Annotated in this window: 11 protein-coding genes; all 11 read left to right on the top strand. The window is 75.7% G+C overall.

All coding sequences use genetic code 11. The features are described from left to right. Window positions 1–91: 91 nt before the first annotated feature. Complete coding sequence (locus OG861_RS31835; protein WP_329191581.1) at window positions 92–3,271, top strand: hypothetical protein; 3,180 nt, start codon at window positions 92–94, stop codon at window positions 3,269–3,271. Further along, window positions 3,268–3,990 (top strand): DUF4255 domain-containing protein, encoded by a 723-nt coding sequence (locus tag OG861_RS31830; protein ID WP_329191583.1) that lies wholly within the window; start codon window positions 3,268–3,270, stop codon window positions 3,988–3,990. Before OG861_RS31835 ends, OG861_RS31830 begins: the two co-directional genes overlap by 4 nt. Continuing rightward, a complete protein-coding gene (locus tag OG861_RS31825) occupies window positions 3,987–6,095 on the top strand; it encodes an AAA family ATPase (RefSeq protein ID WP_330261935.1) in 2,109 nt (702 codons plus the stop codon). Before OG861_RS31830 ends, OG861_RS31825 begins: the two co-directional genes overlap by 4 nt. Before the next feature lie 162 nt (window positions 6,096–6,257). Next, window positions 6,258–7,820 (top strand): phage tail sheath family protein, encoded by a 1,563-nt coding sequence (locus tag OG861_RS31820; protein WP_329191586.1) that lies wholly within the window; start codon window positions 6,258–6,260, stop codon window positions 7,818–7,820. 50 nt (window positions 7,821–7,870) lie between these two features. Continuing rightward, on the top strand, window positions 7,871–8,311 hold the full coding sequence (locus tag OG861_RS31815; protein ID WP_190184833.1) for a phage tail protein: 441 nt from the start codon (window positions 7,871–7,873) through the stop codon (window positions 8,309–8,311). Next, window positions 8,308–8,808, top strand: a complete 501-nt coding sequence (locus tag OG861_RS31810; protein ID WP_190184832.1) for a zinc-ribbon domain-containing protein — start codon at window positions 8,308–8,310, stop codon at window positions 8,806–8,808. Before OG861_RS31815 ends, OG861_RS31810 begins: the two co-directional genes overlap by 4 nt. Next, on the top strand, window positions 8,805–8,963 hold the full coding sequence (locus OG861_RS31805) for a DUF6760 family protein (protein ID WP_167739575.1): 159 nt from the start codon (window positions 8,805–8,807) through the stop codon (window positions 8,961–8,963). Before OG861_RS31810 ends, OG861_RS31805 begins: the two co-directional genes overlap by 4 nt. 4 nt (window positions 8,964–8,967) lie before the next feature. Then, complete coding sequence (locus OG861_RS31800; protein ID WP_329191591.1) at window positions 8,968–12,180, top strand: hypothetical protein; 3,213 nt, start codon at window positions 8,968–8,970, stop codon at window positions 12,178–12,180. A gap of 28 nt (window positions 12,181–12,208) precedes the next feature. Further along, window positions 12,209–12,634 carry a phage tail protein gene (locus OG861_RS31795; RefSeq protein ID WP_190184829.1) on the top strand — a complete coding sequence of 142 codons (426 nt, stop codon included), beginning with the start codon at window positions 12,209–12,211 and terminating at the stop codon, window positions 12,632–12,634. Window positions 12,635–12,679: 45 nt separating this feature from the next. Continuing rightward, the gene (locus tag OG861_RS31790) at window positions 12,680–13,405 is read left to right on the top strand and encodes a CIS tube protein (RefSeq protein WP_190184828.1); all 726 of its coding nucleotides are present in this window, start codon (window positions 12,680–12,682) and stop codon (window positions 13,403–13,405) included. After that, window positions 13,402–15,219, top strand: a complete 1,818-nt coding sequence (locus tag OG861_RS31785; RefSeq protein WP_329191593.1) for a VgrG-related protein — start codon at window positions 13,402–13,404, stop codon at window positions 15,217–15,219. The genes OG861_RS31790 and OG861_RS31785 overlap by 4 nt, the downstream gene beginning before the upstream one ends. Window positions 15,220–15,256 lie beyond the last annotated feature (37 nt).

Genomic DNA, 15,256 nt, shown 5'->3' with positions numbered 1-15,256 from the left:
TCCGGCCCCGCGGCCCTGCCGGCCGGCCCTGCCGGTCGGCAGAGTGGCGGGGTCATACGTAGAGCTGTACCGGACTGTGAGGTGGACCGTGATGGGCACGGGTGACTCCGGCAGTCGGCGACACCGCTGGGGGAGGGCCGGCGCTCCGCTGCTCCTGCTGGTCCCCCTGCTCGCGGTGACGGCGGCGGCCGGCCCGGGCGGCGCGACGGCGCGGACCGTCGCGGCCGACGCCGGCGACAACCGGGTCGTGTACGCCGGTACCCGCCACCGGAGCCTGGGCCGGGTGGGGGCGACCGGCAAGGACAGCCCCCCGCTGTTCGGGGAGGGCCCGGCCCACCAGGACGTCCAGCCCGCCGCGCTGGGCGACCGACTGGTCTTCGCGAGCCGCCGGGACGAGCCGGCCCCGCAGGTCTACCTGCGGTCCGCGGACGGCTCGGTACGCCGTCTGACCAGCGGCCTGGACGCGGCGAACCCGCGGCTGACCCCGGACGGCCGGTCGGTCGTCTTCGACGCGGCCGGGCCGGCCAGGCCTGGCCGCGGCGTCCAACGCGACCTTTGGCGGGTGCAGACCGACGGCACCGGGCTCACCCGGCTGACCGACACCCCCGCGAACGAGGAGCACCCGACGGTCTCGCCGGACGGCGCACGGCTGGCGTACTCCTCCGACGACGACCGGACCGCCGGACGGCAGGTGTACATACGCGCCCTGCGGGGCGGCCCGGCCACCCGCGTCTCCGACCCGGGCAACGGCACGGCCACCGAGCCGGTGTGGAACCCGGTGGACGACGCGGAGAACCGGGAGGTGATCGCGTACACCGCCACCGGGCCGAACGGTCCGCGCCTTTGGTGGACCGACGGGCGCGGCGGCGGGCCGCTGCTGTCGGGTGCTCAGGCGGGCTGGCGTACCCACGGGGCAGCCTGGCTGCCCGACGGCGACGGGCTGCTCTTCCTCAGCCCAGACCGGACCTGTACCTGCGAGGGCGACTGGGACCACGTGTTCCGGGTGCCCGCGCACTCGGACAAGACCCCCGACGTGGTACTCAGCGAGGACCGCGAGGTCGGCTCGCCGACCTGGCTCGGTCCGCTGAACGGCGGCGGAACGGTGGTCGAGCGCACCTCGGCGGCCGGGCCGCACGTGGTGACCCTGCAGGACGCCCGGATGGACGGCTCCGACCCCCGCGACCTGGGCCTGCCCATCCTCAAGGAGGACCCGGCCGCCGACACGAACACGGACCCGGCCAAGGACCCGCTGTTCCAGCCCGCCGCCGGGTCCGACCCGTGGACCGAGCGGCAGAACTACACGCCCGACGGCCGGCGGATCGTGCTGACCCGCTTCGAGGACACGCCGGACGGCCGCATCGAGCGGATCTGGACGGCCGACGCCGACGGCGCCAACGCGGCGCCCCTGCCGCTCGCGGGCCGCGGCCCCAAGGACTGGGACACCGACCCGACGTTCTCCCCCGACGGCAGGCTGCTGGCCTTCACCCGGACCTCGCCGGGCGGGGTCGGCGGAGCCTCGGGCCGGGGGCGGATCCTGATCGCGGACGCCGCGACCGGGGCGCTGCGCGGCGAAGTCCGCTCGCCGGAGGGCCTGGCCTGGTCCGGTGACGCCCAGCCCACCTGGTCCTCCGACGGCACGACCTTGGCCTTCACCCGTAACCACGTGATCAACGGCGGTGGCGGCAACAAGCACGTCTGGACCGTTCCGGTGGACCACCTCGACCGGCAGCGCGACCTGAGCGCCGGTATCTGCCCCGGTGCCTGCGAGGTCATCGACGACAGCCCTGCGTTCTCCCCGGACGGCATCACCCTCGCCTTCAACCGCAAGAAGGGCGGCGGCCGCCTCGACGAAAGCGGAGGCATCCTGCTGGCCTCCGCGACGGGCCGCTCCTGCCGGGTCCTGCTGCCCGCCGCCGCCCGCGACGTACCCGGGGCCTGCGGCCGGGACCTGCCGGACACCCCGGCCGGCGGCCCGTTCCAGCCCCGCGACGCCGCCTGGACGGCCGACGGCAAGAGTCTGGTGCTCAGCGCCCGCGGATCCCGGGCGGCCAACAGCCCGGAGAAGCTGAAGCTGGTGGACGTGGCCTCCGGCGCGCACCGGCTGCTCGTCAGCGGCCTGCCGGGCCGGCAGAAAGAACCCGGTGTGCAGCAGTCGGTGGACCTCGCCGTCCAGGCGCCCGACAAGGCCGCGCCGCTCACCGTCGGCGACTCCGCCGGCGTCCGGGTCGACGTCGTCAACCACGGCCCGGCGGCCTCACCGGGCACCCGGCTGACCGTCGCGCCGCCGGTCGGCCTCACCGTGACCGGGCTCACCGCGCCCGGCGCCACCTGTGACGCGGCGGCGCTGACCTGCGCCCTGGGCGTGGTGCCTCCCGGCGCCACCGTCCCGGTGACCGCCACCTTCACCGGCGTCACCCCCGGCGACCAGCCCGTGGACTGGTCCGTCACCGGTACGGTGCTCGACCCCCGCCCCACGGACAATGCCGGCCGGACCGTGGTGCCGGTGCGCACGGCGCCCGAACCCCCGACATCGCCGCCGCCAACCCACACACCCACCCCGCCGACCACCTCGCAGCCGCCGACCCCGGACCCGCCGACCACCACGCCCGCGCCGCCCGCGCCGCCGGCCGGGCCCGGGCTGAGCCTCACGGCGCAGCCGAACCCCGGCTACGTGGGGGGCCGCGTCGTGGTCACGTACACCATCCGCAACGGCCGCAACGCCCTCGCCACCGGCCTGCGGCTGCGCATCGGCCTCCCCGAGGGCGTCCCCCACGGCGGGCCGCCGCCCGGCTGCGACCAGGCCTGGACGTGCGCGCTGCCGGACCTGGCCCCGGGCGCCCGGACCGTCATCCAGGTCGTCCTCAGTCCCGACAAGGCGCTCACCGGCCTGCTGACCGGCGCCCTCACCACGACCGGCACCGACGCCGACCCCGGCGACAACAATGCCCGGCAGCAGCTGCGCATCCTCCAGCCCCGCATCGTCGCGGTGCCGCCGATCGGCAAGCCCGGCTTCGTCACCTCGGTGCGGGGCGAGGACTTCCCGCCCGGCGCGCCGGTGCGGTTCACGTGGCAGCCGGGCATCACGGCCGCGGCTGCGCCGACCCGGCCCGGGCGGGACGGCCGGTTCATCGGCCAGCTGCTGATCCTCGCCAAGGACCAGACCGGCCCCCGCACCATCACCGCGAGCGGCCCCGGCTTCTCCCCGGTGCAGACCGGCTTCCTGGTCGTCAGCGGCACCATCCAGCCGCCCAACGAGACGGTCCGCCGGTGATCCACGAGGTCGACGAAGGGCTCCGCCGACTGTTGGCGGAGTCCGGCCTGGAGGCGTCGGGCGTCGAGGTGGTGTTCGACGCGCCGACGCGGGACTGGGCGGCGCGCCGCAGCGCCCCCACGGTCTGCGTGTTCCTGTACGACGTGCGCGAGGACCACACCCGTCGCGCCAGCGGCGGGGGCGAGGTGTACGACGCGGACGGGTTCCTCGCCGCGCGCCGTGCCCCGGCGCGGTGGTTCGAGCTGACGTACCTGGTCACCGCATGGGCGAGCCGGCCGCAGGACGAACACCGGCTGCTCTCCCAGGTGCTGGCCTGCCTCGTGTCGACCGACTCGCTGCCCCCGCGCCTGCTCACCGGCTCGCTCGCCGAACTCGGTCTGATCGTGGGCATGGACGGCGGCGGCACCGGGCTCGACGCGCCCGCCGCCTCCGACGTGTGGTCGGCGCTGGGCGGGGAACTGAAGCCGTCGCTGGGACTGCGCGTACGGGCGCCGCTGGCCGGGGCGACCACGGCCGTCGCCCCGCCGGTGACCGAGGGGCTCGCCGTACGCTCCGGGCAGCGCACCGGCCGGCCCGGACCGGACGAGCGGGACACCCCGGAGGCCCTGCGCCGACTGCGCTACGTGGAGGTGGCCGAGCCGGGCCCGGAGGGCTTCGGCGGCTCCCGGGAACGGGCGCAGGCTCCGGCCCGCCGCCGACGGGGGGAACGGCAACCGTGACGCACACCGTCCGGGCTGCGGCCCACCCGGTCCCGTACCTGTGGACGCGGCTGCGGCTCGTCGAGGAGCGGGTACGGCAGGCCGTCGCGCTGCGCCGCGCCGTCGATCCCGATCCGGACGACCCGTACCGGGGCCAGTACCTCACCCCTGAGGTGGTCGCCCGGATCCTGGACCCGGGGTATCAGGCCGCCCTGCCCCCGCTCGACCCGGACGGTCCGCCGCTCGGATCCCCGCTCGACGTCCTGGCCAGGCGCTTCGCGCTGGCGCCGCTGGACGTGGACCTACTCCTGATCGCCCTCGCGCCGGACCTGGACGCCCGCTTCGAGCGGCTCTACGGCTTCCTCAACGACGACCTGACGCGCCGTCGGCCGACCGTCGGACTGGCCCTGGAACTGTGCGGCCGCACCGGGACGGCGGCGGCGCGGTTCCGGCTCGCCCCGACCGCGCCGCTGGTCGCGGGCGGCCTGCTGGAGGTCACCGAGCCCGAACGGCCGCCCCTGTCCCGGGTACTGGTCGTTCCCGACCGGGTCACCGCCCACCTGCTCGGCAGCGCCTCGCCCGACCCCCGACTGGCCGACGTGCTCGGCGACCCCGCCGACGACCCCGCCGTCGACCCGGCCGAGCTGCACCGGGCCTCCGCCGCGGCCGGCAGCGGCACCGGCCACGTCCACCTGCGGACCCGCGGCGGCGACGCCGAGGGCCTGGCCGCCGCCGCGCTCCGCGCACGCGGGCTGCGCCCCCTGGGCCTGGCCGCGGCGGCGCTGGCGCACGACACCCGCACCGTGCCCGGCCTCGTGGGGGCCGTGGCCCGCGAGGCCCGGCTGCTGGGCGGCGGCGTGCTGCTCGGACCGGTCGAGGAACTGTCCGACAAGCCCGACGAGCGGGCCCGCGTCCTGCGCACCCTGTGCACGGTGCTGCGGGACATCCCCCTGTTCACCTACGGCACGAGCGGCTGGGAACCCGCCTGGGCCGCCGACACCCCCGTCACCCTGACGGTGGCGGCCCCCACCCCCGAACGGCAGGCCGCGCGCTGGCGGCACGCGCTGGAGCGGGCCGCCGCGGAGCACGCCGAGGAGGGCGGACCGGCCGGGGCCGACGCCGGGGCCGACGCCGGGGCCGACGCGCTCGCCCGGTCCGTGGCCGCGCACCGCCTCGACGCGGGGCAGCTGCGCCGCGCCGCCGGCGCCGCGACGCGTACGGCCGCGCTCGACGGCCGCCCGCTCTCCGCCGCCGACCTGCGCACCGCCGTACGCGCCCAGAACGGCGCGGGCCTCGCCCGCCTCGCCCGCCGGGTGGAGCCCGCGGTGGGCTGGGACGACCTGGTGCTGCCCGCCCCCACCCACCGCCGGCTACGGGACCTCGCGATGCGCGCCCGCCACCGCGACCAGGTGCTCGGCCAGTGGGGCATGCGGCCCGGCGGCGGGCGCGGACGCGGGGTGATCGCGCTGTTCGCGGGCTCCTCCGGTACCGGAAAGACCATGTCGGCCGAAGTCGTGGCGGCCGACCTGGGCATGGACCTGTACGTGGTGGACCTGTCGACGGTCGTCGACAAATACGTCGGCGAGACCGAGAAGAACCTAGAGCGGATCTTCACCGAGGCGTCGGCCGTCAACGCGGTGCTGCTGTTCGACGAGGCCGACGCGATCTTCGGCAAGCGCTCAGAGGTGAAGGGCGCCCACGACAAGCACGCCAACATGGAGTCGGCCTACCTGCTGCAGCGGATGGAGTCCTTCGACGGTATCGCCATCCTGACCACCAACCTGCGGGCCAACCTCGACGAGGCGTTCACCCGCCGCCTGGACGTGGTCGCTGACTTCCCGGTACCCGACGCCACCCAGCGCCTGGCCCTGTGGGAGCGCTGCCTGGGCAGCCCGGTGCCCAGGGCCGGTGACCTCGATCTCGCCTTCTGCGCGGACCGGTTCGAACTGGCCGGAGGCTCGATCCGGGCCTGCGCGGTGACCGCCGCCTACTTCGCGGCCGCTTCGGGGGAACCGCTGACCATGGGGCAGGTGGTGACGGCCGTCGCCCAGGAGTACCGCAAGCTCGGCCGGCTGGTCCTGGCCGGCGAGTTCGGGCCGTACGCGGACCAGGTCGCCCACGTGTGAGCCGGACGGGACGGCTGCGCTGCCTGGACGGTCCGGCGGGGGCGACCGGGAGGGCAGCGCACCTGCCCCCGGCCAGGTCCGAACGCACCTCCCGTCGGTGATCTCCACCGGAAAGGCTGTGGACGGACCTGATGCACTGGCCGTAATACGAAGGAGCGAGCAATGGCGACGTACCTCACCCCCGGCGTGTACGTGGAGGAGGTGCAGTCCGGTGCCCGCCCCATCGAAGGGGTCGGCACCGCCGTCGCCGCGTTCGTCGGCTTCGCCCAGAGCGGGCCCTTCCACGAGCCGACGCTGGTCACCAGCTGGGACCAGTACACCCAGCACTTCGGCGGCTTCACCGAGGGCGCCTACCTGCCCCACTCCGTGTACGGGTACTTCGCCAACGGCGGCGGCGCCGCGTACGTCGTCCGCATCGGCGGGTCCGGTGCGGGGGCCTCCGCACCGGCCGCCACCGGCGGACGCCCCCAGCCCCGCCCCGTGGACCCGGTCGAGCTCGGCGGCTTCTTGGTCGCGGCCCGGCCGGGCGTCACCGGCGTGTCCGTGGAGATCGCCGACGCGGACGGCGAGAACCCGCCCGAGGACCGCTTCAAGATCGTCGTCCGGCAGGGCGACCAGGTCGCCGAGACCTACGAGGCGTCCGCCCGCAAGAACGTCAAGGGCTACCTCGTCTCCGTGGCCCGCGCCTCGAAGCTGATCGAGGTCACCGAGCAGCGCGGCGCGGCCCAGACCCGGCCCGCCGGCCAGACCGTTGCCGTCCCGGACGCCGCGGCCGCAGCGCCCGCTCCGGCCGGCCAGGGCGGCGACGTGGCCCGGCTCGACCCGGCCGAGTACGTCGGTGACGCGGGGGCCCGTACCGGCTTCGCCGGCCTGGAGACCATCGACGAGATCACCATGGTCGCGGTGCCCGACCTGATGAGCGCCTACGAGCGCGGCGACATCGACTCCGAGGGCGTGCGGACGGTGCAGCTCGCGGTGATCTCGCACTGCGAGCAGATGGGCGACCGGGTGGCCGTCCTCGACAGCCCGCCCGGGCTCTCCGCGCAGCAGGTCCGCAGCTGGCGCAACGACGAGGCGGGCTACGACTCCCGCTACGCCGCCCTGTACTACCCGTGGATCCGCGTCTTCGACCCGGCCGCCGGGCGCAACGCGACCGTCCCGCCGAGCGGTCACATCGCGGGCGTGTGGGCGCGCAGCGACGCCGAGCGCGGTGTCCACAAGGCCCCCGCCAACGAGGTGATCCGCGGTGCCGTGGACCTGGAACTGCGCCTGAGCAAGGGCGAGCAGGACCTGCTGAACCCCATCGGGGTGAACTGCGTACGGGCCTTCCCCGGCCGGGGCATCCGGATCTGGGGCGCCCGCACCCTGTCCTCCGACCCGGCCTGGCGCTACCTGAACGTGCGCCGCCTCTTCAACTACCTGGAGGAGTCGATCCTCCTGGGCACCCAGTGGGTGGTCTTCGAGCCCAACGACGACCGGCTCTGGTCGAGCATCCGGCGCAACGTGACCGCGTTCCTCACCGAGGAGTGGCGGGGCGGCGCGCTGTTCGGGCGTACGGCGGCGGAGGCGTTCTACGTCAAGTGCGACCGGGACAACAACCCGCAGGAGTCGATCGACCTGGGCCGGGTGATCTGTGAGATCGGCGTGTCGCCCGTCAAGCCCGCCGAGTTCGTGGTGTTCCGGCTGGCCCAGTTCTCCGACAGCACCAGCCTCGTCGACGAGTGACCGGCGCGCTCATCACATTCGTTTCCAGCAAGGAGAGGTGACAGACAGTCATGGCAGAGGGCGATGCTCTTTCCACCCATATCTTCGGCGTACAGCTCGGTGGCTACCTGGTCGAATCGGTCCAGGAGATCAGCGGCATGACCGTCGAGGAGGAGGTGGTCGAGGTCCGTCAGGTCAGCAAGGACGGCAAGCAGATCATCCGCAAGCAGCCCGGCGCCCGCCAGGCCGGCGAGGTCACGATCACCCGGGGACTCGACAAGAGCAGCGAGTTCACCAAGTGGATCAAGGAGACCCTGAACAACGGGGCCGTCGACACCGCACGGCAGAACCTCACCATCGAGATCAAGGACTCCACGGGCGAGACCGTCCGCCGCATCCAGCTGATGAACGGGTGGGCCTCCAAGTGGGAGGGCCCCTCCCTCAAGGCCGGCGAGTCCGCCGCGGCCACCGAGTCCGTGACCATCGTGTTCGAGGAGATCGTCGTCGAATGAGGCGGCGTACGGTGACGGCGGGCAGCCTGGAGGAGATCCTCCAGGTGACGGCGCCCGCCACGGCCCCAGAGCAGCCGGCGCCACCCCCGGCCGCCGCCGCTCCGGCGGCGGCGCGGCAGGACCACGGGCTGCGCACGGAGTTCGAGTTCGAGCTGCCGCGTGGATACGTGGACGAGGCGGGCACCGTGCACCGGCACGGGTCGATGCGGCTGGCCACCGCCCGCGACGAGCTGCGCCCGCAGATCGACCTGCGGGTCAAGGAGAACCCGGCGTACCTCAGCGTGGTGCTGCTCAGCCAGGTGATCACCCGGCTCGGCACCATCACCGACGTGCACGCCGGGGTCGTGGAGCGGATGTACGCGACCGACGTGGCGTTCCTGCAGGACTTCTACCGGCGCGTCAACAGCGAGGGCCACACCCGCGCGGCGGTCACCTGCCCGCATTGCGAAGGCGGCTTCGAGGTCGACCTGTCCGGTGGGCGCCTGGGGGAATCGTGACGTACGCGCTCCCCCGGCTGAGGGAGGAGATCGCGTACATCGCCTACCACTTCCACTGGCAGCGCGACGAGATCCTCGACCTGACCCACGGTGAACGGCAGGAGTGGGTCACCGAGATCGCACGTATCAACACCCGGGTGAACGAAGGCGGTTGAGTAGATGGCATGGCGGGACAGGCTGCGCCGGCGGGCCGTGGCGGCCTCCGGTACGGCGTCGGCCACGGCTGCTGCCGGGCCGGCCGTCGGCGTGCCGGTCCCCGGCGTGCCCGGCGACTGGGACGGCGGCTGGCGCCGGACGGCGCCGCCCGAGCTGACCGTGTCCCGCGCGCCGATGGGCGTCAGTGACGGACTCGCCTTCCGGGCCGGCCTGGCCGCTTGGCGCGACCCGTCGTTCGACACCGGCCTCGCCCACGCCCTGCTGCCGACCGCCCCGGCCGGTCTCGTACGCGGCGTGGCCCGCCCCGCCACCGGCCACCCCACCCACACCGGCGGCGGCCCGCTGCTGCTGCGCGCGCTGCGCCGCCCGGACGAAGCGGAACCCGCGCCGGGGGCGCAGCCGCCGGTCGAGCCGGTACGGCGGACCGACGCGGCGGCGGTTGCCCGTGCCACCACGCGTGGCGGCCGGGCGGCGGCCACGGAGCCCTCCGCGTCGGGCTCGCCGAGCCGGGCCCGAGCCGTGCGGGGCTCCGCCGAACCGGTGCGCGGCAGCGGCGCGCCGGATCCCGTCATCGCGCGGGCCTCGGCCCGTGGCGGCACGGGATCCGGGACCCCGGGCACGGCGACGCCCGCACACCCGGCCGCGCCGGGTGCGGGGCGGGCCGTGCCGGACTCGGCCTCGGACCGTCCGGGTGGCGCTGCCGGCGTCGCGCCGGGTCCGGGCGTCGCCCGTGGTGGCGCGGGGTCCGGGACGCCGGGCACGGCGACGCCCGCACAGCGGGCCCCCTCAGGGGCGCCGGGTGCGGGGCGGCCGCTGCTGGGCTCCGCCTCCGACCGCTCGGGTGGCCGGGCGGGCACCACGCCGGGTCCGGTCGTCGGGCGGGCCTCGGGGCGTGGCGGCGCGGGGGACGTTTCCGGGCCGGGTTCCGTACCGCCTGCCTCTGGCGGTGTCCGCTCGGGTGGCGCTGCCGGGGCCACGCCGGGTCCGGTCGTCGCCCGTGGCGGCGCGGGATCCGCGACCCCGGGTGCGCCGACGCCCGCTCAGCGGGCCGTGCCGGGTCCGGTCCTCTCCGGGCCGGTTTCCGTACCGCCTGCCTCTGCCATCGGCACCCGTGGCGGCGCGCCCGGTCCGGTCGTCGGGCGGGCCTCCGGCCGTGGTGGCGCGGGGTCCGGGACCCCTGGTACGCCGACGCCCGCACAGCGGCGGACCGTGCCGGACTCCGCCTCGCCATCGCGCGGCGCCGACCGCGCGGCCGCGTCCGCAGACGGCTCGGTGCCCGGTTCCGTTCCGTCCGCCTCCGGCGCTGACCGCTCGGGTGCGCCTGCCGGCGGGCGGCCCTCCGGCCGTGGCGGCGCGGGGAAGGCGGGTACCCGTGGCCTCACGCCCACGCACTTCGCAGCGGTGCTCGGCACGCCCCCGGCCGCCGTACAGCGGGCCGGCGACGGCACCGCCGGGTCCCCGGACGCGCCCGGTCGTACGCCGACGCCCGCGCGGTTCCCGCTGGTGCGCCGTATCGCGGTGGTCCCCGGAGCTACCGCCGGGGGCACCCCGGCGGTAGGCGCGTCCGCCGGTCCCAGCCCCGCCTCCGCCACAAGAACCGGGTCCCGTTCCGTCCCGGCCGACCCCGGCGCCGGTCCCGGCCGTACGGGCGGGGACACGTCTGCCCAGCGGGCCGCGTCGAGTACGCCGGGGCCCACCCGAAACCCCGGCCGCACCGGCGGGGGGCCTCCCGGACAGCGGGCCGCGGCCTCCGGGGCCGTCCCGGCCGACGCCGGTGCCGGTGTCGGCCGTACGGGCGGAGCTCCATCGGACCGGCCTGCTTCGGCGGGCACCTCGCGATCCACGCGAGCCCGCGGCCGAGCAGGATCCGGGGCCGCCCCGGAGGCAGCCGCCGTGGTGCGGGCGCGCGCCGTCGGCCGGTTGCTGACCGTCGCCCGGCGGCCCGCGACGCCCGCGCGGCGCGTGGCCGTCGTGCGTCCCGCCGTCCCCCCGGTGGTCACGCCGCCCGTGCAGCGTGCGGGCAGCCGCGCACCGCTCGGCGCCCCCCTGGCCGAATTGCCGCCCACCGCAGTGCCGTCGGCCCCCGGCGCAGCCGGCTCCGCGCCCGCCCCGGCGATGCCCGTGGTCCAGCGCCAGGTCGAACCCGACAAGGGGGCGCGGCTCCACGCGGACCGGCCCGAGGCGCATCGCGGGCCCGGCGGCCCGGGCGCCGCCAAGCCGCGCGTCCGGAGCGGGCTGGGGGCGCCGTTGCCCTCGCTGCCGCCGACCGCCTCGGTGCCCGCTGCCGCTCCGCCCCTCTCCCGTGCCGACGTACAGCGCGCGCTCGCACCTGACCACAGGTCGCTGCTGGGAGAGGGGAGCGGCGTACAGCGCCGTACCGCCGAACCCTCCACCGCCCCGGCCTCCCCGGCCGTGCCCCCGCTCGTCCAGCGGGCCGCCACCCCGCAGGCCACCGGCACCGGCACCGGGCCCGCGGCCCCGCACCTCGCGGGCCACCCGGGAGCCCCCGCCGGGGTCCGGCGCGCCGACCGGCCCGTTCCGCCCGTCGTCGCCCCCGCCGGCAGCGAGCGGAGCGGAACTCCGCCCCACCGCCGCACCGTCCAGCTCCTGGCGGCCCGGCCCCTGACCCTCGGCAGCACCGGTGACATGGGGAGCGCGGCCGCCCCCGCACCCCGCCCGGCGGTAAGCCGTCCCGTCGTCGCGGCACGCTGGCCCGGCTCGCCCACCGCCCCACCGCTCCAGCGGGCAGCGGCCGGCCGGCCCGGACCGACGTCCGCGACCCCCGTGCCCACCCCGCGCGCCGCCCCCGTCATACGCCCGGTGCCCGGGCCCCGCCCGGCGCCCGCGCCGGTCGCGGCGCCCGCCACCCGGCTGCCCGTGACCGCCCCGCAGGCGCCGCCGCTCGTGGTCCAGCCCGCCCCGGCCGGGCCGGCGGCGCACCCCGTCCCCGTGGTGCGGCCCGGGGCGGCGCCCCCCGCCGCCCGGCCGGCGGACCCGCCGTCGGTGCAGCGCGAGCCCGCCCGCAGCCGGGGCAACGGCACGCCCGCACCGACCCCGGTAGCCGGCCCCCCACCACAAGGCAGCGGCAGCGGCGGCGGCGACCTCGATCTGGACGATCTGGCCCGTCGATTGCTCGACCCGGTCGCCCGCCTGCTCCGTACCGAGCTGCGGCGCGGCCGCGAACGCGCGGGCAGGCCGTTCGACGGCCGCCGCTGAGCACCGGACCAACCAGGAACGAGAAACGATGACGGACAACATCTTCGCGACCAGCGTGTTCTTCCGGCTGGCGATCGGCGGCAACGACCTCGGCGCCTTCCACACCTGCTCCGGCATGGGCGCCGAGGTCGAGATGGAGAGCTACGCCGAAGGCGGCAACAACGGCTTCACCCACCAACTGCCCGGCCGCGTGACCTGGTCGAACATCACCCTCACCCGGCCCGTCACCGCCGACACGGCGAAGATCGGCCGCTGGCTGGACGAGACGCTGCGGCGGGTCGAGCCCAAGGACGGGGAGATCGTCGCCCTGCGCCCCGACCTGAGCCGGATCATCAGCTGGCAGGTGTTCGGGATCGTCCCGGTGCGCTGGCAGGGCCCGTCCTTCGACCCGGCCCACTCCGAAGCGGCGGTGGAGACCCTGGAGATCGCCCACGAGGGCCTGCTCCCCTCCTGACCGCCCCGCCCCCGCAACCCCCGCTCCGGAAGGAACCCCACGGTCATGGCCTCATCGGCACGCGCCAGCCGCGCCCGGGCCCAGCTCACCCTCAAAGAGCCCCCGGCCTCGGTCGGGGCCAGGCCCGGCGGGACGATCGCGAAGCTCGACCTGCAGTTCAACCCCTCCACCCTCCAGCTGGGCAAGACCACCGAGTGGCGGCGCACCCCCTCCCGGATGGCCGGCCAGTCGGCCCTGCCCGAGTTCGTGGGCAGCGGCCCGCGCACGCTGAGCCTGGACGTGTTCCTGGATGCCACCGCCAAACACGACAACTCGGTGGAGCAGGCGGTGGAGAAGCTGATGAAGGCCTGCGTGCCGACACCGGCCAGCCTCGGCCGGAAGAAGCCGGCGAGCCCCTGGGTGCGTTTCGAGTGGGGCAGCGCGCGCACGACGTCCTTCGATGGGGTGCTGTCGAACCTCTCGGTCTCGTACACGCTCTTCGACGTGGACGGCAAGCCGCTGCGGGCCACCTGCTCGCTGTCCATCGAGGAGGCGAGCGTCGATCCGCCCGGCCAGAACCCCACGTCGGGCGCGCGCACCGCCCGCAGTACGCACACCGTCGTGGCGGGCGACAGCCTGGCGATGCTGGCCTGGCGCGAGTACGGCGACGCGACGGCCTGGCGGGCCATCGCGGAGGCCAACCGCATCGACGACCCGATGGCGCTCGTCCCCGGCTCCGAACTCGTGGTGCCGGGCCTCCAGGACACCCACGGCGAGGAGGAGCAGCGGTGAGCGGAGCCGAATCCGGGGGCCGGTCGTTCGCGGCGGACCCGATCGTGGAAGCGCCCGGCGAACTCGCGCCGATCTGGGCGGCGCAGCTGGTGAGCTGCGTGGTGGACGAGAACGTGGGCCTGCCGGACACGGCGGTGCTCACCTACCGCGACCCCGACCACGAGTTCCTGCGCGCCACCGGGATCACCATCGGCAGCCCGCTGCGGGTGTCGGTGATGACGGTGAAGGGGCAGGCCCGGGAGCGGCTGTTCAACGGCGAGGTCACCGCCCTGGAGATCGACCGGGACCGGACCGGCTCGTTCACCGTCGTACGCGCCTACTCCAAGGCGCACCGCCTCCAGCGCGGCCGCAAGGTCGTGGCGTACCGGAACATGACGGCCGCCGCGATCGTGCGCAAGGTGGCCGCGGGCGCCGGGCTGGCCGTCGGGAAGGTGGAGGCGGCGCCGGTGACGTACAAGCAGCTGTCGCAAGCGAACGTCTCCGACTGGGACTTCCTGCAGTACCTCGCGGCCGAGAGCGGCGCGCTGGTGCGCGTCGACGACCAGGGCCTGCTCCAGTTCACCAAGCCCACGAAGGCCTCCGGGGCACCCGCCCCGTCGACGTCGGCCGCGCGCAACCCGATGGTCCTGGAGTACGGACGCAACCTCCTCGCCCTGCGCGCCGCCCTGTCGGCTGCCGACGGCGCCTCGAAGGTGCAGGTGCGCGGCTGGGACGTGACCACGAAGCGGCCGCTGGTCGCGGAGCAGCCGTCCGTGGTCAGCGACACCGTGGCACCGGGTCTCAGCCCCCAGCTCGGCGCCCGGTTCGGGACGTCGGCGGTGGCCGTCACCGACACTCCGTACCGTACGCAGGCCGAGACGACGGCGGTCGCGAAGGCGGCGGCCGGCCAGGTCAGCGCCGGGTTCGGCGAGCTGGAGGCGGTGACCGAGGGGAATCCCATGCTGCGGGCGGGCAAGCCGGTGGCGCTCGGCAACGTGGGGCAGGCGTTCTCCGGCCGGTACACGGCGACGGCCGTGCAGCACGTGCTGGAACCGCACGGCGGCTACCGCACCACCGTGTGGGTCAGCGCCAGCCCGGACCGCTCCCTGGCCGGCCTGGTGACCGGGGCCAACGCGCCCGGGCGCGGCCCGCGCATCCCCGGTCTGGCGATCGGCGTGGTGACGGACGTGCGCGAGCCGAACGGCTCCCAACGCGGCGCGGTAAGGCTGCAGTTCCCCTGGCTGGACGACACGTACGTCACCGACTGGGTGCGCACCGTCCAGTGGGGCGGCAAGGGCGGCGGCGGTGTGGTGAGTCCCGAGGTCAACGACGAGGTGCTGGTCGGCTTCGAGCAGGGGCTGCTCGACAGTCCGTACGTCATCGGCGGCCTGTACAACGGCGTGGACCAGCCCTCCCCGCACGACGTGCCGCTGATCGACAAGACCAGCGGCAAGGTCAACCGCCGTTCGGTGGTGTCCCGTTCGGGCCACCGGGTGGAGCTGCTGGACGCGCGGGCGCCGGGGCCCTCCGGGCTGCGGCTGGTGACCGGGGACGAGCGGCTCGAAGTACGCATGGACGACCGCCGGGACCGGATCGAGCTCACCGTGTACGCGGGCCGGGGCCGACCGCTGACCTCCGTCCTCCTGGACAAGAACGGCATCACGCTGGACGCCCGGCGGGGCACCGTGAAGGTGTCCGGCCGGCAGGTGGACATCGACGGCACCGCCGGGGTCAGCATCGGCGGCCGGTCGGTGCAGGTGAACGGGAAGTCCGACGTCACCATCAACGGCGGCCTGCTCGGCGTCCTCAAGGCCCGCCTCATCCGCATCAACTGACCCCTTCCTGTTCTCCTCCCGCTACCGCTTTCCCCTA

The organism is Streptomyces sp. NBC_00539 (assembly GCF_036346105.1).
Taxonomy (GTDB): Bacteria; Actinomycetota; Actinomycetes; order Streptomycetales; family Streptomycetaceae; genus Streptomyces.
Note: the sequence above shows the minus strand (reverse complement) of the source record. Positions and strands in the feature narration are given on the sequence as shown.